This is a genomic window from Halomarina pelagica, from assembly GCF_024228315.1.
GTDB lineage: Archaea > Halobacteriota > Halobacteria > Halobacteriales > Haloarculaceae > Halomarina > Halomarina pelagica.
The window spans coordinates 2832807-2850950 of sequence record NZ_CP100454.1 but is presented as its reverse complement, the minus strand read 5'-3'; the positions used below and the strand labels follow the sequence as shown (position 1 = coordinate 2850950).

Genomic DNA, 18144 nt, shown 5'->3' with positions numbered 1-18144 from the left:
AGCGATCGGGGGCGAGTCGGGCTACAGCTTTCGTTCGGCGTCGTCCGCGAGTTCCTGCATACGCTTGCTGATACGCCCGGCGTCGGAGAACTCGTCCTCGCTCATGGCGCTCGCCAGCGCGTTGCCGAGGACGAAGACCGCGTGTTTGTGTTCGCTCTTCGACTTGTGAACGTCACCGGGCGAGACGTCGATCTGGTCGTACGCCTCGAACAGCGAGTCGTCCACGTCCTCCTGCGCGCGGAAGTACTCCATGATCGTCACCATCTGTTCGTGGAGTTCGAGGAGTTCGTCCTTGTGCATACCCTACGGTAACTGCGAGGGCGGTTTAAACATAACGAGCCAACGGGTGACGAGCGGTGTACTGTCGGCCGACAGGTCAGCGAGGACTGTCGGCACCCCGTGAAACCGAGGAACGCCACACAGTCACGGCAGACGGCGTATCACTCCTTCCGGCCGACGAGGAAGCGCTGTCCGGCGTCGACCGACTCCTCCGAGACGTCGAACCCGGACTCCCGGAGGAGGTCGCGGACCGCGGTCACGGAGGCACCGTCGATCTCCAGGCGCGACTCGTGGACCTCACAGTAGACGAGTCGACACGCGGGCCGGCTCAGCGTCTCCCGCAGTCCGCGCAGCACCGACAGCTCCGCCCCCTCGGCGTCGACCTTGACGACCGTCGGCGGGGGGATCTCGCCCGCGGCCACGAGGTCGTCGCCGCGGCGGGTCTCGACGCTCACGGTCCGCGCGTCGGGGTTCGCCGCCGTCAACAGCGTGTGGCCGGCGGATCCGAGCCCTTCGAGCGTGATGGCGAGTTCCGCGACCCCCGCCGCGTCCGACAGCGCGTACCGGGAGACGACGACCGACGCGTCGTTCAGGTCGACGTTGTCCGCGAGGCGCGCGGCGTTCTCGGGGTGCGGTTCGAACGCGATGACGGTGTCGACGACGTCGGCGGCGAGACAGGTGTAGATGCCGAGGTTCGCGCCCACGTCGTAGACCACGTCGTCCGGGCGGAGGCGCGAGACGAGGTCCGCCGCGACCGCCCGCTCGTCGAACCCGTGGAGGTCGCGGAACTCCTCGACCGTGTCCATGTGGAAGGTCGCCGTCGCGCCACCCATGGAGAGGGTTCGCGTGTCGGTCGTCGCGAGCACCGCGGTCCGATAGGCGACCGCGAGCGCACTGCGCACCCCCAGGCGATCGAGCAGGCGATCGACCCGCTCGGTGTGGACGGCGTCCTTCGCCCGAAGGAGGAGTCCGCTGGCGCTCATCGTCCCTCCCCCCCGTCTCCCGCACCGCCGCCGTCCGTCTCCAGCGGAGCGCGTTCCGCCGAACGGCCGTCGCTCCCCCGCCACCGCGCGATCTCCCGTTCGATGTGCTGACGCTGTAGCCGCCGGGAATGTACCCAATTATGACTAATTGCTGACATTTCGGGTGGCGAGTCAACGAGCAGGGACATGAAGCTAACGGGCGGACCGAGTCGGTTAGAAGAGAGGGGTGTGCGGGGTGCGCGGGGTAGATCGCGATGCGCACATGAGTGGGGCTAGAAGACGTACTCGTCTTCGTGTCCCATCATCCCGTCGTCCTCGAAGGCTCCCGGTTCGTCCTCCTCGATGGGACCGCTGGTCTTGTACGCCCGCAGGCCCGCCGCCAGCAGGTCTTCGATCGCTTCCTCGCGGTTGACGAACTCGCCCTGTTCGATCATCTGCGCGATCTGCATCTCCAGATGCTCCGGAATCGTGATTTCCACCTTGGGCATTGTCACTCGTGGCTTTGAGAGTCGGGTATATAATTCCTGCGGGGAATCTTGGCGGTAGCGCAAAACTACGCTCACGAAGAGGGAAATAATCTTCTCCATCCTCTCAGTCTATTTCATAATGATACAAACACGTCCCCGAGCGCGGCGGATTCGATGCACCTACCTTCGTGGCGTCGGTAGCGCGAGCATGAGCGTACGTGACGTGACCGACCTCTACGAGGAGTTCGGCGGTGAGCGCCTCCCGCCGGGGCAGCGCGAGACGGCTCGGTTCCCCGTGCTCTCGAAGAGCGGGACGCCCTCGTGGTCGCCGGAGACGTGGACGTTCGAGGTGTGGGGTGCGGTCGAGGACGACCGCTCGTTCTCGCTCGAGGAGTTCAAACGCCTCCCTCACGAGCGACAGCGACAGGACTTCCACTGCGTCACCGGGTGGAGTCGGTTCGACAACGAGTTCACCGGCGTTCCGTTCCCGGCGCTGGCCGAGCGCGCGGGGGTCCGGGACGACGCCACGCACGTCATGTTCCACGGCTTCGACGGCTACGCGACGGATCTCCCCCTGTCGGAGTGCATGCGCGAGGAGGTGCTGTTCGCGTGGGAACTCGACGGCGAACCGCTGCCCGACGACCACGGCGGCCCCGTCCGCGTCGTCACCCCGCACAAGTACGCCTACAAGGGCGCGAAGTGGGTCGACGGCGTGGAGTTCCTCACGGAACGCGAACTCGGCTACTGGGAGAAGCGCGGCTACTCCGACACGGCGAACCCCTGGAACGAAGAGCGGTACAGTTGAGCCGCCGGGCCGCGGCGGTGACGGTTGAACGTTCGCCCTCGCCCCCGGCCCCGTCCCGGAAGGATAGCCTCAAGAGTCAGGAACCCCGAGTTTTCGGTAATGGAATCGGCGCGCAGCGGAGGCGTGGCGGCGGATGCGCGCGAGCGCGGCGTGCTCGTCAGCCGGTCCTGTGCGGTACCGGACGTCTCCTTTCGAGCCTTTCTGACCGACCAGGCGGTCCCGCGAATCCACTGGTTCGCCCCGGACGGACTGGAACTCGCCGGGGGGCGCGCCGCCGCGCGTCTGACCGCGGCCGGTCCCGATCGCTTCGACGCGCTCCGCGCGGGTGCACGAGCAATCTTCGCGGACGTGGACCACGAGGGGCCGGCCGTGACCCGCCCCCGGATGCTCGGCGGCATCGCGTTCACCGACGACCACGACCCCGCCCCGCCGTGGGAGGGGTTCGCGGGCGCGTCGTTCGTCCTCCCGGCGGTTCAGCTCACGCGGGGGGCCGACACGACCTACCTGACGGTCTCCCGGTTCGCGCCCGACGCGGACCCCGACGCCGTCGAGGCGGACCTCGACGAAGTCCGCGACCGCATCGCCGACCTCCCGGCGATGGTGCCGAGCGGCGATCCGCCGGGCGTGCGCGAGACGCGCCACCGCACCGACGCCGGACAGTGGCAGGCGCAGGTCGGGGAGGCGGCCGAGCGCATCCGCGAGGGGTCGCTGCGGAAGGTCGTCCTCGCGCTCGCGCTCGACGTCGACCTCGACGCCGAGGTGGACGTGCCGAGCGTCCTCGAACGCCTCCGCCGGACGTACCCGCAGTGCTATCGCTTCCTCGTCCAGCCGACGGAGGCGGCCGGCTTCTTCGGCGCGCCGCCCGAACGCCTCGTCCGTCTGGACGGTCGACGCGTCGAGACGGAGGCGCTCGCCGGTTCCGTCGCACGCGGCGCGACCCCCGAGGAGGACGCCGAACTCGCCGCCGCGCTCGTGGGTAGCGAGAAGATCCAGCACGAGCAGGGCCTCGTCGCCGAGGCCATCCGCGACCTGCTCGACCCGCTCGGCGAGGTGACCGTCGGCGGACAGGAGATCCACCGACTCGCGACCATCCAGCACCTCCGTACGCCCATCACGGCCGACCTCGCGGCCGACGAGCACGTCCTCTCGATCGTCGAGGCGCTCCACCCGACGCCCGCCGTCGGCGGTCTCCCCCCGGAGGAGGCGGCCCGCACCATCCGCGAGACGGAGACCTTCGAGCGGGGCTGGTACGCCTCCCCGGTCGGCTGGTTCGACGCCGAGGGGGACGGCGAGTTCGCCGTCGCCATCCGCTCGGGCGTCGCCGGCGGTCGGCGCGCGACCCTGTTCGCGGGCAACGGCATCGTCGGCGACAGCGACCCCGCGTCCGAGTGGGAGGAGGTACAGCTGAAGTACCGGCCCATCCTCGACGAGTTGAAACGGAGATGAGGTTCGAGAACCGAAACGCGCTCTGGGGGTCGGTCGTCGCCGACGAACTCGCGAAGGCGGGCGTCGACGCGGTCTGTCTCGCGCCCGGGAGCCGCTGTACGCCGCTGACCGTCGCGTTCGCGGAGCACCCCGGGATCGAGACGTACTCGCACCTCGACGAGCGCGCCGCGGCCTTCTTCGCGCTCGGCCGGGCGAAGCGCACCGGCAGGCCCACCCCCGTCGTGTGCACCTCCGGGACGGCGGCGGCGAACGTCCACCCGGCGGTGATCGAGGCCCACCAGTCGCGCGCGCCGATGCTCCTGCTCACGGCCGACCGGCCGCGCGTCCTCCAGCACAGCGGCGCGAACCAGACGGTCGACCAGGAGGGGCTCTACGGTGACGCCGTCCGCCACTACCGCACCCTCCCGGAACCGGAAGCCGACGGGCGGAAGCTCAGGGCGCTCCGGACGGCCCTCGACCGCGCCGTCGCCACCGCGACGGGCGTCGAACCCGGACCGGTCCACCTGAACGTCCCCTTCGAGAAGCCGCTGGAGCCGACGCCCGTCCCGGGCGACGTCCCGGAGGGGTTCGCCGCATCTCACCGCGAGGCCGTCGAGGGGCGGGACGGACCCTTCGTCTCGGTCGCGCCCGGCGCTCCCGAGCTATCCGAGGCCGACCTGCGCGACCTCGTCGAGGCGGTCGAGCGCGCCGAGCGCGGCCTGATCGTCGCCGGACCGACGGCCGACCTCGCGCCCGAGGCGCTGGCCGCCCTGGCCGCCGCGACGGGCTTCCCGGTGCTCGCGGACCCGCTCTCGGGGCTCCGGTTCGGTCCGCACGTGGCCGACGCGACCGTCTGCGGCGGGTACGACTCCTACCTCGACGCCCTCGACGCGCCGCCCGACCTCGCGCTCCGCTTCGGCGCGTCGCCCACCTCGAAGACCCTCCGGGAGTACCTGCGCGACGCGACTACCGCGAGCGCGGACGCGAGGCAGGTCGTCGTGGACCCGGCGGGCGGGTGGCGCGAGGCGACGTTCACCGCGACGGACCTCGCGGTGGCCGACCCGACGCGCCTCGCCCGGGCGCTCGCCGGCCGGATCGAGGGAGGGGGCGATCCGGCGTGGCGCGAGCGGTTCGCCGCGCTCGAACGGGACTACTGGTCCCTCGTCGAAGGCGATTGGACGTTCTTCGAGGGGGCGATCCTCGCCGACGCGGCCGCGCTCGCGCCCGACCCCTCGACGCTGTTCGTCTCGAACAGCATGCCCGTCCGCGACCTCGACCGGTTCGGGCGGCCCCGCGAGGCGGCCGTCACCGCGCTCGGCAACCGGGGCGCGTCGGGCATCGACGGCATCACGAGCAGCGCGCTCGGGGCGGGCAGCGCCGCGGACGACCCGCTCGTGCTCGTGACCGGCGACCTCGCCTACTACCACGACTCGAACGGCCTGCTCGCGGTCGGGCGCTGCGGCGTGGACGCCACGATCGTCCTCGTGAACAACGACGGCGGGGGCATCTTCCGCATGCTCCCCATCGAGTCCCACGACCCGCCGTTCACCGAGTTCTTCAGGACGCCCCACGGCCTCGACTTCGAACCCACCGCCGACCTCTACGGGTTGGAGTTCTCGCGCGTCGAGACGCGGGAGGGGTTCCGCGAGGCGTACCGCGATTCGCTCGAACGGGCGGGGACGCAGGTGATCGAGGTGCGCGTCGATAGCGAGGCGTCACACCGCCACCGCGAGGTGCTCCACGAGCGCGTCGCGTCGGAACTATCGGACCGCTCGGACGCCGCGTAGGCCGAAGTCGAGGGCGCGAGCGACGACCGGATCCCCGTCCTCCGCTCGCGGCCGGTCGACGGGAATCTTTTTGCGCGCCGCCTCCCGCTCTCGCACATGGCTTCGGAGATCATGGACCCCGACCGCTGGGAGGAGGTCACGGGGGAGTTCGAGGACGTCACCTACCACCGGGCGGTGGACGTACCGGCCGTCCGCATCGCCTTCGACCGGCCCGCGGTCCGGAACGCCTTCCGTCCCGGCACGGTCGACGAGCTGTACGCCGCGCTCGACCACGCCCGCAAACGGGCCGACGTGGGCTGCGTGCTGCTCACGGGTAACGGTCCCTCCCCGAAGGACGGCGGCTGGGCGTTCTGCGCCGGCGGCGACCAGTCGGTCCGCGGCGGCTCCGGCTACGAGTACCGCGGCGACGACGAGGCGGCGGCCGACGACGACCCCGCCGTCCGCGAGGCGAGAGCCGGCCGCCTCCACATCCTCGAGGTCCAGCGACTGATACGCTTCATGCCGAAGCCGGTCGTCGCGGTCGTCCCGGGGTGGGCCGTCGGCGGCGGCCACTCGCTGCACGTCGTCTGCGACCTGACGCTCGCCTCGGAGGAGCACGCGAAGTTCCTCCAGACGGACCCCGACGTCGCCTCCTTCGACGCCGGGTTCGGTTCCGCGTACCTCGCCCGGCAGATCGGCCAGAAGAGGGCCCGCGAAGTGTTCTTCCGCGGGAAGACCTACTCCGCCGCCGAGGCGGTCGACATGGGCATGGCGAACGAGGCGATCCCTCACGAGGAGTTAGAGCGCGTCGCGCTGGAGTGGGCCGAGGAGATCACGAAGAAGAGCCCGACGGCGATCCGGATGCTCAAGTTCGCGTTCAACATGGCAGACGACGGGATGGTCGGCCAGCAGGTGTTCGCGGGCGAGGCGACGCGCCTCGGGTACATGACCGATGAGGCCCAGGAGGGTCGCGACGCGTTCCTGGAGAAGCGCGAGCCGGACTTCTCGCGGTTCCCCTGGCACTACTGACGTTTCCCGCCACTCGGGGGCGCTCACGGGGCTTCGTCGATGCCGAACGGTGCGCGCCGATCGGCGTCTGTCGCGCCCGCCCGGACGCGAGGTGAGATTCTCCGCGTCGCGATACCCTCGGGCGTCACTCGTCTTCTTCGCCGGGATCGAGCGGGAACCTCTCCACTTCGAAGTCGTCGTACGCCTTGTCCGAGGCGAGGACGGGAAGCCCTCGCATCTCGGCGACGGCGGCGTGGAACGCGTCGAACGCGGTCGCGCCGTGTTCGTCCTGGTACTCGATCGCTTTGAGCACCAGTTCCTGATCCGAGTCGGGTCGTATCGGAATCATACTCATGAGGGCGACCGCGACGCGGCCCTGATCGAAGTCGTATCGCTCCCCGAGCATGAGAAATTCCAGGTACGCGTACGCCGACGTTTCGAGTTCGAACTCGTCACCGTCGGCGGCACGCTCGGCGCGCTCTTTCAGCCAATCTGTGTTCTTCGCCAGCGCGAGCAGAACGTCCGTCTCAACGTAGGTGTTCTTCGGCATCCTCGATCGCCTGCTGCCGCGCTTCGTCGCGTAGTTCGTCGATCGACTTCCCGTCGAACGCGTCCCCGACTTCGTCCCGGATGACGGCCGCCGGGTCGTCGGGGATCGGTATGAGCCGAACGTGATCCTGGTACCTCACGACGTGAAACTCCGTTCCGTAGCGGTCCCGGAGTTCGCGCGGGAGGTAGAGCCTGCCTCGGTCGTCCGTGCGTGCCGTCCCCATGGGATCGCTATGTTTGGGATGATTTTGTATCTTTCCCACGGAGAGTCGAATCGTCACGCACCTCCGAGCGAGACGACGTTCACTCAGTCGCCGCCGGTCCCCGCCCCCTTCGCCCCGACCCCGGCGCCGTCGACGCGGCGGACGATGGTTCCGACGAGCGCCACGGCGAGGAGGGCGACCGCGGCGATGGCCGCGAACGCCGGGCTGAGGCCGCTCGACTCGATGAGCGCGCCGAAGACCGGCGGCGCGACGGCGTTGCCGATCATGATGCCGACCGTGATCACGGCGAAGTTCTTCCCGACGTCGCCGCGGGCGGAGAGCGCGTCCGCCAACTTGTCGCGGGCGGGGAGGCTGAGGCTCCCGACGCTCCCGGCGCACACCGCACAGACGGCGGCGACGAGCGGCGGGACGGCGAACGACGCGAGCGCGAACACGAACGCCGCGACGAGGAGGTAGCTGCCGACGAGGACGGGACCGGGGCCGACCCGGTCGGCGAGGTCCCCGCCGATCAGGATGAGTCCGGCACCGACGACGAACGCCGACGACAGCGCGAGGTTCGCCGTCCCGGAGTCCAGCCCGTACCCCTCGGTGAGGAGCACGACGACGAACGAGGTGACGCCCCACATCACCGTCGAGGCGACGAGCGCGAACAGCCCCAGTCCGAGGATGCCGGGGGCCGACGCGATCGAGCGGATCCCGGCGCGAAGCCGGTCGCCGACCGACCGCGGTTCCCGCCCGGGGGGCGCGTCCACGTCCGCGTCCGCGTTCGACCGCCGGATCTCCGGGTCGACGCCGCGCAGGAGGGTCACGACCGCGACCGCCGCGTACAGGAGGCCGACGCCGCCGATCAGCCCGAACGCGTGCCGCCACGTCAGCGCCGGGTGGGCGGCGATCGCGGTGATGAGCACGGGCGGTGCCGCGAAGCCGAGGTTGCCGGCGAAGCCGTGGACGCTGAACGCCCGCGCGCGGTTGCGCTCGGCGGTCGCGTCGGCGAGGAGCGGGAAGTGGGCGGGGTGGTGGCCGGCGACGCCGAGCCCGACGACGACCTGCCCGACGAGTAGCCACTCGAACGTCGGGGCGAGCGCCAGGATCAGAGCGCCGATCGACCCCAGCGTCAGACAGAGGCCCAGCGTCAGCGTCCGGTCGCGCTCGTCGGCGAGGTAGCCGTAGGGGAGCTGACAGACCGTGTTGACGAACGCCTGGGCACCCATGGCGACGCCGAGCGCCGCGAGGCTGACCTCGAACTCGCGGGCGAGCGTCGGCAGCACCGGCGGCAGCAGCACGAGGTACATGTGGTTCACGGCGTGCGACCCGCTGACGAGACCGACGACGAGGGCGGTCCCGCGGGGTACCTCGGCCGCGGAGCGTCGAAGGGAGCGCACCGACCGAGCGTGACGCGAAGCGCATGGGAGTAGTTACCGGTCCCGGAGAGCCGCGCCGGGCTCCGGCGCTCCGGGGCCGGGCCGCCACGCTGGCTATCTCGAATCCGAACCTTCACCCTCCCGGCGGCCCCACACCCCGGCAATGAGTACGCAGAACGTCTCGCGGACGAAGGCGTGGCTGATGGCCGCGCGGCCGCAGACGCTCCCGGCAGGGGCGTCGCCCGTCGTCGTCGGGACGGGCCTGGCGGTCCACGACGGGGTGTTCTCTGCCCTGCCAGCCGTCGCGGCGCTGATCGGCGCGCTCCTCCTCCAGATCGGGACGAACTTCGCCAACGACTACTACGACGCGGTCCGCGGCGCGGACACGGACGACCGGGAGGGCTTCACCCGCGTCACGCAGTCCGGCCTCATCCCGCCGCGGGAGGTGAAGCGCGCGATGTACCTCACGTTCCTCGCGGCCGTCGCCCTCGGGACGTACCTGGTGTACGTCGGCGGCGTCCCCATCCTCGTCGTGGGGCTGTCGAGCGTCGCGGCCGGCATCGCCTACACCGGCGGGCCGTACCCCTACGGCTACCGCGGGCTGGGCGACCTCTTCGTCTTCGTCTTCTTCGGCCTCGTCGCCGTCGTCGGAACGTACTACGTTCAGGCCGCGGCCCTCCTCGCGGAGCCGTTCCCGCTGTGGATCCCCGACGGGACGGTCACGCTCGCGGCCGTCGTCGCGAGCCTCCCCGCCGCGGGGCTCTCGACCTGCATCCTCGTCGTGAACAACGTCCGCGATCGGGAGACCGACGCCGCGACCGGAAAGCGCACGCTCGCGGTCGCGCTCGGCTACCGGTTCAGCCGAGCCGAGTTCCTCCTCCTGCTCGGGATGGCCTACGCCGTCCCCCCGATCTTCGCGCTCACCGGCTACGGACTCCCCGCGCTGCTTCCGCTGCTCACGCTCCCGCTCGCCGTCTCGCTCTCGCGGACGGTACTCACGCAGACGAGCGGTGAGGCGCTCAACCCCGCGCTCGAGACGACGGGGAAGCTCCTCGCGGCTCACTCGGTGCTGTTCGCGATCGGACTCGCCGCGCCGACGCTCGCATGAGCGCGACCGTGACCCTCGAACCGTTCTCGCTCCCGCTCGACCGTCCGCTCACCACCGCGAACGGGACGATCGACCGACGAGAGGGGTTCGTCGTCGCCGTCGAGCGGCGGGGCGAGCGGGGCGTCGGCGAAGCGACGCCCCTCCCGGGCTGGACGGAGTCGAGAAGCGCGTGCGAGGCCGCGCTGGAGCGGGCGCGAGCCGTCGCCGACGGGGACGGCGTCGACGCGGCGCTCGACGCGCTCTCCCCCCGCGGGACGCCCGCCGCGCGTCACGGCCTCGCGCTGGCGCTCGCCGACGCCCGCAGCCGACGCGCCGGCGTCCCCCTCCACCGACATCTCGGTGGGACGAAGCGCGTCACTGCGGTTCCCGTCAACGCGACCGTCGGCGACGGCCCGACCGACGAGACGGCCGCAGCCGCGCTGGCGGCCGTCGAGGAGGGATTCGACGCGATCAAGGTGAAAGTCGGCGCGCGGGCCGTCGAGGAGGACGTCGCCCGACTGCGCGCGGTCCGCGAGGCGGTCGGGGGCGGCGTCGAACTCCGCGCCGACGCGAACGCCGCGTGGACGCGCGAGCAGGCGCGCGAGGCGGTCGAGGCGGTCGCCGGTCCCGACCTCGCCGTCGCCTACGTCGAGCAACCGCTCGCGGCCGACGACCTCGCCGGGCACGCCGCGCTCCGCGGCGGTCCCGTCGGCGTCGCGCTCGACGAGTCGCTCGTCGAACACGGTGCCGCGACCGTCCTCGACGCCGACGCCGCCGATCTCCTCGTCCTGAAACCGATGGCACTCGGCGGCCCGGACCGGACGCGGCGAATCGCGTGCCGGGCGCGGTCGCTCGGCGTCCGTACGGTCGTGACCACCACCGTCGACGCGGTGTACGCCCGGACGGCGGCGGTCCACCTCGCCGCCAGCCTCGGCGACGTTCCGGCGTGCGGGCTGGCGACCGCGTCGATGCTCGCCGAGGACCTCGCGCCCGACCCGTGTCGTCTCGAGGGGGGGGCACTCACCGTCCCGGAAAGAAAAGGAAATGTACCAGCGCGCGCTGGTTCGACAGGTGCGTGACTGGCTGGCCCAGCGTTCGCGCGTGACGCCGGACGCAACGGCGCTCGTCGATGCCGGAAGCGGCGCGTCCCGCACCTACGCAGAACTCGACTCGGCGGTCGAGTTGCTCGCGGGACGCATCGCGGCCGAGGGGATCTGCGTCGACGACCACGTCGGCGTGCTCATCGAGACGCGCACGCGCGCCGTCGAGGCCGTCCACGCCGCGATGCGCGTCGGCGGCGTGCTCGTCCCGCTATCGACGCGATCGACCACCGCCGAACTCGAACCGCGAATCGAGCGCGCCGACCTCGACCTGCTCCTCTGCGACGCCGAAACCGAGGATCGGGTGCTCGCCGCCGCGGACGGCGTGCCGGTACGGTCGGTCGACGCGGACGGCCAGGCGACGCCCATCGCGGCGACGACGCCCCGTCCGTTCGACCTGCCCGAGTGGGACCCCGAGGACCCGCAGGTGATGCTCTACACCTCCGGGACGACGGGCCGGCCGAAGTTAGTCGTACTCACGCTGAAGAACCTGCTCACGAGCGCCAGCGCCAGCGCGTTTCGCCTCGGGACCCTCCCCGACGACCGGTGGGCCTCGCCGCTGTCGCCGAGTTCGATGGGCGGACTCGCGCCCGTCCTGCGTTCGACGCTCTACGGCTCGGCCGTCGTGCTCTGCCCGACCGACGCCGAGGATCTGCTCGACGCGCTCCGTGAGCACCGCCCGACGGGGATCTCGCTCGTCCCGACGCTCCTCCGGCGACTGCTCGACGCGGGCGACCTCCCCGACTCGCTCCGGTTCGTCCTGCTGGGCGGCGCGCCGGCCCCGGACGACCTCGTCCGCGAGTGCGGCGAGCGCGGCGTCCCCGTCTGCCCGACCTACGGCATGACCGAGACGGCCTCGCAGGTCGCCACCGCCCGTCCGGAGGAGGCCGTGGCCCACGTGGGCACCGTCGGGCGACCGCTCCTGTTCACCGAGGTGACGGTGATCGACGAGCACGGCGATCCGCTCCCGCCGGGGGACGCGGGCGAACTCGTCGTCGCTGGACCGACCGTCACCCCGGGGTACTACGACGATCCGGAGGCGACCGCCGACGCCTTCTGCCCGCACGGACTGCTGACGGGCGACGTCGGCCGCGTGGACGAGGACGGCCGCCTGTGGATCGGCGATCGGAAGGCGGACCGCATCATCACGGGGGGACAGAACGTCGATCCCCGGGAGGTCGTGGCGGTCCTGTGCGACTTCGACGGAGTCCGCGACGCGACGGTCGTCGGCCTCCCCGACCAGGAGTGGGGCGAGCGGGTGGCCGCGCTGATCGAGCGCGAGACGGACGCCGACCCGGATCGCATCGACGCGGCCGCGGTCGAGGCGCACTGCCGCGAGTCGCTCGCGGGGTACAAACTCCCGCGCGTCGTCGCGTTCGGCGAGTTGCCCCGGACCGAATCGGGGACGGTCGACCGGGCGGCCGTGCGCGAGCGCCTTCAGGAGAAACGAGTTTAACGTCCGCTCCGCACCTAGGGATACCCGTGTGCACCCTCACCGTCGCCTGGCAGGTCTTCGAGTCGCACCCGGTCGTCGTCGCCGCGAACCGCGACGAGCGCCTCGACCGCCCCTCGTCCTCGCCGCGTGAGTTCGCGGACGGCGATCGGCGGATCGTCGCCCCGACCGACGAGGAGGCGGGCGGAACGTGGATCGGGTACAACGACGCGGGCGTCGTCGTCGCCGTCACCAACCTCTGGGTCCGAGGGCTGACCGGCGAGCGCTCGCGCGGCCTGCTCGTCCGGGACGCGCTGCGACAGCGGAGCGCCGACGACGCGCTCGCCGTCGTCGAGGACGAACTCGCGACCCGCGACTACGAGGGGTTCTACCTCCTGCTCGCGGACGCCGACGACGCCGTCCTCGTCGCGAACGACGGCGATCCGACCGCGACCCGCTTCGACCCCGGCGTCCACGTCGTGATGAACGTCGGCTACGACGCCACGTACTTCGCCCCCGAGTTCCGTCCTGACCTCGGTCGCCAGCAGGCGGAGAACGGCGAGCGGTTGTTACGGAAGCTCGCCCCGCGCGGGGGCGAGACCGCGCTCGACTGGCGCGACCGGGCGGCCACCTACCTCGGAGATCACGAGCACGGCGTCTGTATTCACGCGGGGCAGTTCGGGACGAAGTCCTCGTCGCTCATCGCCGTCGACGCGGAGGGGCGGGGGTCGTACCTGTTCGCCGACGGCCCGCCGTGCGTGACCGAGTACGGACCCGTGGACAGTCAGATTTAATCCACCGACCTCCCTCTAGTCCGTATGAGCGCTGCATCCTCGGAGGAGGACCTGTCTGACGACGAGTTAGCGGGCCTCGAACTCGTGCGCGAGAGCGGTGGGATTCACCAGAGCGAGTTCTGGAAGGAACTCGACGTCTCCTCGCGCAAGGGGAGTCGCATCGTCGAGTCGCTGGTCGAGAAGGACCTCATCGACCGCGAGGAGACGGTCTACGAGGGGCACAACACCTACTACCTCACGCCGACGGCGAAGGACCTCGACTTCTCGCTGCTGATGGCCGGCGACATGCTCTCGCCGTTCGTCGCGGACGACGAACTCGACACCAGCAGCGACGCCTTCTCGCAGTGGATCATGCGACTCGCCTACCAATAGGCAACCACCACCCTTCGAACTGCCACCTCTTGCTCCGCCACCTTTTGCTGCGGTCGGGCGGGAGCGACACGCTTCGCGGTCGCTCCCGCCTCCCTGGCAAAAGCTGGACCAAAAACGCGGCGCGCTCCCTGCGGTCGCGCTTGCGCCCGCTCGCTCACTGCGCTCGCTCGCGGTGCGACGCGTAGCGTCCCCTCCGAGAGCGAGTGCTGCTCGGTACCGCGTGCCGAGTTAACACTTTGTCGCGTCCCGAGAACCGTCACGTATGTCGAAACTGCTCCGCGACCACTACCGGACGCTCGTCGAGGATCGGGGATTCGAACGCGCGGACTTCGCGGTCGGTGGAGTGTCGGCTCCCGAGATCGGACGGACCTTCGCGGTCGCCGACCGGGGGCGAGCGTTCGCGTCGCGGGTGGACGCGGGCGAGCCGGCGCTCGTCACGTCCGGCGTCTCGATGACCGGCCCGCCGCACGTCGGCACCCTCGGCCAGCTACTGACGGCGATCCGGTTACAGGAGGCGGGGCTCGACGTGCAACTCGTCCTCGCGGACCTCCCCGCCTACCTCGCCGCGGGGCGCGGGTTGAACGAGGTGCGGGCGCTCGCGGGGCGCTACCGCTCGTTCGCGCTCGACCTCGGCTTCGACGAGCGGGCGGGCACCCTCCGCACGCAACTCGACGCGCCCGGGGTGCTCCGGACGGCGATGCTCCTCTCGCGGTACTACGACCCGGACGGCGAGGCGGCCGACGGCTCCGACGACCCGGGGGAGGCAGGGGAGGGCGACGGGAGCGCCCGAGAGTCGGAACCGGAGCCGACGGCCTTCGAGTCCGAACTGGCGGCGGCGTACGAGTCTGCCGAGACGCCCGGGGGCGAGACGCCCCGGTTCGCCGGTGCGCAGACCGGCCTCCTGCTCGCCGCCGACACGCTCCACCCCCTCGTCCGCGGCGGGTACGAGCACGTCTGCTTCGTCGGCGGGAGCGACAACCACGGGCTGTCATCGTTCGTCCGGGGACTGCTCGACGCGTCGCCCTACTCGGGCACCGTCGCCGGCCTCTACACCCGGCTCGTGCCCGGGCTCGCGGGCTACCCGAAGATGTCGAAGAGCCTGCCCCGGTCGCACGTCTCGCTCGACGACGACCCCGCGACGGTGCGGGATCGGGTGCTCGCGGACGACCGCCTCCCCGACGCCGTGATCTTCGAGATGATGCGGGTCGCCTCGCCGTACTCGACGGCCGAGTTCGAGGAGGTGCGCGGGGCGTACGAGCGCGGCGGCGACGAGTGGACGGCGGCGAAGAGAGCGTACGCGGACTTCCTCGCCGACGCCGCGGCGGCGTGGGGGTGACGACCGCGATGGAGCTACTGAGCGCCTCGATGGCGGCCTTCGCTCGTGCTCGTGCGTAGTGCCGCAAGCGAACGAACGCAGTGAGTGAGCGAGCGGCCTTTGTAGCGTAACTCCCAGGAGCGGCATCCTCAGCGGACAACAAAAGCGTCCGTGACGACAGTTGAGGGCCCACGCGATAGCTGATCACACCGTCGAGCCGAGTTCATAAATAGTATGAAAGCCTAGGCGGAGGTAGAACGATGGCGCGAATCACTGGCTCCTACCCCGACGACTTAGAACTGCTCATCGAGGGGACGGTCGAAGCCGGCGTGTTCGGCGGTAAGAGCGATGCCCTCCGGGAGTTCGCTCGTGAATACTTCGAGGACCACGAAAACGAACGCATTGCCGCCGCCGTCGCCCTCTACGAACGAGAGGTGATTACCCTCGGAGATGCTGCCCGACTCGCAGCCGTCGACCGCTGGACGATGCGCGATATCCTTCGTGAGCACGGCGTCGAACTCCGACTCGGGCTCGCGGACGAAGCCGACGCTGAGTACGAAGCGGGGGCCGCCACCGAACTCGAATTTACCGACAGAGACGACGAGCAGTCGGCCGCTGGCGGTAACGATTCACCATCTGAATGACGACGAACGATGTCCCGCCAAATCCGAGCGTATTGGATACCACAGTCCTCTCCAACTTCTCGTTTATCGATCGCGTAGACTTGCTGGCGGCTCTCGCGAATATTTGTACCGTTCCGGTCGTTCGCGAAGAACTCGAGAACGGAGTCGACAGTCATCCGTACCTCCGTCCAGCGCTCGATGCGCTCGATGAAACTGTTCCCGTCGCTTCGGTTTCGGACACCGTAGCAAACCGTGAGGCAGTCGTCCGCGGGCATCTCGACCCCGGTGAGGCACAGGCGTTCGCCCTTGCCGACGCTCACGATGGCCGCCTCCTGACCGATGACGGTGACGCTCGTACGTTCGCCAAGAACCAAGGTATCTCAGTAGTCGGCTCTGTCGGCATCTTGCTCGCGGCTATCGACGCCGGTCGAGTCGACAGACCGACCGCAGACGCGTGGCTTAAAACCTGGATCGACGATTTCGGATACTACGTTCCGTATCGGGACATCGAGGAATACCGCTGATCGCTGTACTAGTGAAATTGCCCGACAGAGAGAAAACGGAGTAAGTCACGCACACGGAGTACTCGGTACTCGACCGGTCGCATCAAGAGAGCCGTTTGGCGGTGAGGTACGCCGCCACGATCGCGGCCACCGCTCCGGTTACGACCCCGGCGTCGAGGGAGAAAACGGTGAGAATCGGAATTGCCACGACGAGAAACGTCAGTACTGCCACGACGACGACGACCCTGAGTTTCATATCGAGAACGGCGATCTTCTCGAAGGTTCCCATGACGGGAGTCACTGTCCGGTCATCAATAATAATCACGTCCGTTCTCCGCAGAGTATAGAACGTCCCGCTCTCTCGGCCCTACCCGATCAGTCGCTCCTCGCCCTCCCAGTACTCCTGGCGGAGCTGGTACTTCTGGACCTTGCCGGTGGCCGTCTCGGGGAGGTCGTCGACGAACTCGACGCGCCGGGGGATCTTGTAGCCCGCGAGGTGTTCGCGGGCGAACTCGGTCACCTCGTCGGCGGTGAGGTCCTCGCCGGGTTTCGTGACGACGAGCGCCGTGACCATCTCGCCCCACTCGTCGCTCGGCGTGGGGATGACCGCCGCCTTGGCGATCGCGGGGTGGTCGTAGAGCACGTCCTCGACCTGGAGCGAGGAGACGTTCTCCCCGCCGGAGATGATGATGTCCTTCTCGCGGTCCTTGATCGAGATCATCCCGTCCTCGTTCCAGCTCGCGAGGTCGCCGGTGTGGAAGTAGCCGGGCTTCTTCGCGTTGAACGCCTCGTGGGTCGCCTCCTCCTTGTTGAGGTAGCGGTCCATCACCTGGTTGCCCTTCACGACGATCTCGCCCATCGTCCGGCCGTCGCGGGGCACGTCCTCGCCGTCGTCGTCGACGACCCGCACGTCGGTGGCGAGCGTCTCGAACCCCTGGAAGGACTTGATCTCCCGGCCGCGCTGGGCGATGCGCCGGGGGGAGTTCGAGGTGGTGATGATGGGCGCGGTCTCGGTGAGGCCGTAGATGTGGATGATGCGCCAGCCGACCTCGTCCTCGACGGTCTCGATGGTCGCCTTCGGCGGGGCGCTGCCCGCGGTGGCGATGCGGAGTTCCCGGTCGCCCGTCGTCGGCTCGTCGGGGTGCTCCTCGTGGTAGGCGATGATCCGGTTGAGGACCGTCGGCGCGCCGCACATGAACGACACGTCGTGGTCACGGATGCGCCGGAGCGTCCCCTCGGGATCGAACGTGCGCTGACAGATGTGCGTCCCCCCGGTGCCCGTGATGGCGTAGGTGTGCCCCCAGCCGTTGCAGTGGAACATCGGCAGCGTCCAGAGGTACGTGTCGTCGTCGCGGATCTCCATGTGCTGGTTGAGCACGAGCGCGTGCCAGTGCTCGGTGCGGTGGGTCCGCACGACGCCCTTCGGGTCGCCGGTCGTCCCGGAGGTGTAGTTGATCGAGGCGTCGTCGTCCTCGACGATGTCGGGGCGTTCGGGGGCCTCGACGGAGGCGTCGGCGAGCAGGTCCTCGTAGTCGAGCCAGTCGCCCTCGATCTCGTCGGCCCGGTAGCCGACGTAGTTGTCCGCCGGTATCGAGTCCCGAACGGACTCGACGTTCTCGGCGTAGTCGTAGTCCGCGATGACCGTGTTCGCCTCGCAGTCCGAGAGGATGTACTCGAAGTCCTCCGGGACGAGGCGGTAGTTCATCGGGACGAACACCGCGCCGAGCTGGTTGGTCGCGTAGAGCGTCTCGAGGAAGTAGTGCGTGTTCGGCGCGAGGAGCGCGACCCGGGAGCCCTGTTCCACGCCGAGATCGGCGAGCGCGTTCGAGAGACGGTTCACCCGCTCGCCGAACTCGGCGTAGGTGTACTCCGTGCCGTCGTGGGCGACCACCCCGACCACGTCGTCGTAGAGATCGAGCGCCCGGTCGAGGAAGTCGAGCGTCAGCATCTGAACCTTCATGAACTATCGAACGGGTGTTTCGACGGCGTTGGCTAATGGTTTTCGCCACCTCAGCACAAACGCAGCTGCGTTAGTCACGTCCGACTTGTCG

Annotated in this window: 20 protein-coding genes; 12 read left to right on the top strand and 8 right to left on the bottom strand. The window is 69.9% G+C overall.

Annotated features, from left to right (window positions below):
* Positions 1-21: 21 nt before the first annotated feature.
* The 3 genes from NKI68_RS14810 to NKI68_RS14800 form a co-directional block, all read right to left on the bottom strand.
* Complete coding sequence (locus tag NKI68_RS14810; RefSeq protein WP_254543881.1) at positions 22-300, bottom strand: UPF0058 family protein; 279 nt, start codon at positions 298-300, stop codon at positions 22-24.
* A gap of 140 nt (positions 301-440) precedes the next feature.
* Positions 441-1262, bottom strand: coding sequence for an FkbM family methyltransferase (locus NKI68_RS14805; protein ID WP_254543880.1), 822 nt, complete (start codon positions 1260-1262; stop codon positions 441-443).
* A gap of 272 nt (positions 1263-1534) precedes the next feature.
* On the bottom strand, positions 1535-1750 hold the full coding sequence (locus NKI68_RS14800; RefSeq protein ID WP_254543879.1) for a ribbon-helix-helix domain-containing protein: 216 nt from the start codon (positions 1748-1750) through the stop codon (positions 1535-1537).
* 187 nt (positions 1751-1937) lie between these two features.
* Between NKI68_RS14800 and NKI68_RS14795 the strand changes: the two genes are divergently transcribed.
* The 4 genes from NKI68_RS14795 to NKI68_RS14780 all read left to right on the top strand — a co-directional run bounded on the left by NKI68_RS14795 (position 1938) and on the right by NKI68_RS14780 (position 6754).
* Positions 1938-2534 carry a sulfite oxidase-like oxidoreductase gene (locus NKI68_RS14795; protein ID WP_254543878.1) on the top strand — a complete coding sequence of 199 codons (597 nt, stop codon included), beginning with the start codon at positions 1938-1940 and terminating at the stop codon, positions 2532-2534.
* Between the two features lie 99 nt (positions 2535-2633).
* Positions 2634-3980, top strand: coding sequence for an isochorismate synthase (locus tag NKI68_RS14790; protein WP_254543877.1), 1347 nt, complete (start codon positions 2634-2636; stop codon positions 3978-3980).
* Positions 3977-5746 carry a 2-succinyl-5-enolpyruvyl-6-hydroxy-3-cyclohexene-1-carboxylic-acid synthase gene (menD, locus tag NKI68_RS14785; RefSeq protein WP_254543876.1) on the top strand — a complete coding sequence of 590 codons (1770 nt, stop codon included), beginning with the start codon at positions 3977-3979 and terminating at the stop codon, positions 5744-5746. Before NKI68_RS14790 ends, menD begins: the two co-directional genes overlap by 4 nt.
* A gap of 96 nt (positions 5747-5842) precedes the next feature.
* Positions 5843-6754 carry a 1,4-dihydroxy-2-naphthoyl-CoA synthase gene (locus NKI68_RS14780; protein ID WP_254543875.1) on the top strand — a complete coding sequence of 304 codons (912 nt, stop codon included), beginning with the start codon at positions 5843-5845 and terminating at the stop codon, positions 6752-6754.
* 124 nt (positions 6755-6878) lie between these two features.
* Here NKI68_RS14780 and NKI68_RS14775 read toward each other — a convergent pair whose 3' ends face one another.
* From NKI68_RS14775 to NKI68_RS14765, 3 genes are read right to left on the bottom strand one after another with little or no spacing between them, the layout of a single operon-like run.
* A complete protein-coding gene (locus NKI68_RS14775) occupies positions 6879-7283 on the bottom strand; it encodes a type II toxin-antitoxin system VapC family toxin (protein ID WP_254543874.1) in 405 nt (134 codons plus the stop codon).
* A complete protein-coding gene (locus tag NKI68_RS14770) occupies positions 7261-7563 on the bottom strand; it encodes an AbrB/MazE/SpoVT family DNA-binding domain-containing protein (protein WP_254543873.1) in 303 nt (100 codons plus the stop codon). Before NKI68_RS14770 ends, NKI68_RS14775 begins: the two co-directional genes overlap by 23 nt.
* A 26-nt stretch (positions 7564-7589) precedes the next feature.
* Positions 7590-8888 carry an MFS transporter gene (locus NKI68_RS14765; protein WP_254543872.1) on the bottom strand — a complete coding sequence of 433 codons (1299 nt, stop codon included), beginning with the start codon at positions 8886-8888 and terminating at the stop codon, positions 7590-7592.
* Positions 8889-9030: 142 nt separating this feature from the next.
* Between NKI68_RS14765 and NKI68_RS14760 the strand changes: the two genes are divergently transcribed.
* The 8 genes from NKI68_RS14760 to NKI68_RS14725 all read left to right on the top strand — a co-directional run bounded on the left by NKI68_RS14760 (position 9031) and on the right by NKI68_RS14725 (position 16114).
* A complete protein-coding gene (locus NKI68_RS14760) occupies positions 9031-9975 on the top strand; it encodes a 1,4-dihydroxy-2-naphthoate polyprenyltransferase (protein WP_254543871.1) in 945 nt (314 codons plus the stop codon).
* Between the two features lie 8 nt (positions 9976-9983).
* The gene (gene menC / locus NKI68_RS14755) at positions 9984-11033 is read left to right on the top strand and encodes an o-succinylbenzoate synthase (RefSeq protein WP_254546438.1); all 1050 of its coding nucleotides are present in this window, start codon (positions 9984-9986) and stop codon (positions 11031-11033) included.
* Complete coding sequence (locus NKI68_RS14750) at positions 11026-12510, top strand: class I adenylate-forming enzyme family protein (RefSeq protein ID WP_254543870.1); 1485 nt, start codon at positions 11026-11028, stop codon at positions 12508-12510. Before menC ends, NKI68_RS14750 begins: the two co-directional genes overlap by 8 nt.
* Positions 12511-12536: 26 nt before the next feature.
* Positions 12537-13280 (top strand): NRDE family protein, encoded by a 744-nt coding sequence (locus tag NKI68_RS14745; RefSeq protein ID WP_254543869.1) that lies wholly within the window; start codon positions 12537-12539, stop codon positions 13278-13280.
* A 24-nt stretch (positions 13281-13304) separates the two neighbouring features.
* Positions 13305-13652 (top strand): helix-turn-helix transcriptional regulator, encoded by a 348-nt coding sequence (locus NKI68_RS14740; RefSeq protein WP_254543868.1) that lies wholly within the window; start codon positions 13305-13307, stop codon positions 13650-13652.
* A 262-nt stretch (positions 13653-13914) separates the two neighbouring features.
* Positions 13915-14988 carry a nucleotidyl transferase family protein gene (locus tag NKI68_RS14735; protein ID WP_254543867.1) on the top strand — a complete coding sequence of 358 codons (1074 nt, stop codon included), beginning with the start codon at positions 13915-13917 and terminating at the stop codon, positions 14986-14988.
* A gap of 239 nt (positions 14989-15227) precedes the next feature.
* A complete protein-coding gene (locus NKI68_RS14730; protein ID WP_254543866.1) occupies positions 15228-15611 on the top strand; it encodes a UPF0175 family protein in 384 nt (127 codons plus the stop codon).
* The gene (locus NKI68_RS14725; protein WP_254543865.1) at positions 15608-16114 is read left to right on the top strand and encodes a PIN domain-containing protein; all 507 of its coding nucleotides are present in this window, start codon (positions 15608-15610) and stop codon (positions 16112-16114) included. The genes NKI68_RS14730 and NKI68_RS14725 overlap by 4 nt, the downstream gene beginning before the upstream one ends.
* An 82-nt stretch (positions 16115-16196) precedes the next feature.
* Here NKI68_RS14725 and NKI68_RS14720 read toward each other — a convergent pair whose 3' ends face one another.
* Positions 16197-16382 carry a hypothetical protein gene (locus NKI68_RS14720; RefSeq protein ID WP_254543864.1) on the bottom strand — a complete coding sequence of 62 codons (186 nt, stop codon included), beginning with the start codon at positions 16380-16382 and terminating at the stop codon, positions 16197-16199.
* A gap of 78 nt (positions 16383-16460) precedes the next feature.
* Entirely contained in the window at positions 16461-18053 is a 1593-nt protein-coding gene (locus NKI68_RS14715) for a long-chain-fatty-acid--CoA ligase (protein ID WP_254543863.1), read from the bottom strand.
* Positions 18054-18144 lie beyond the last annotated feature (91 nt).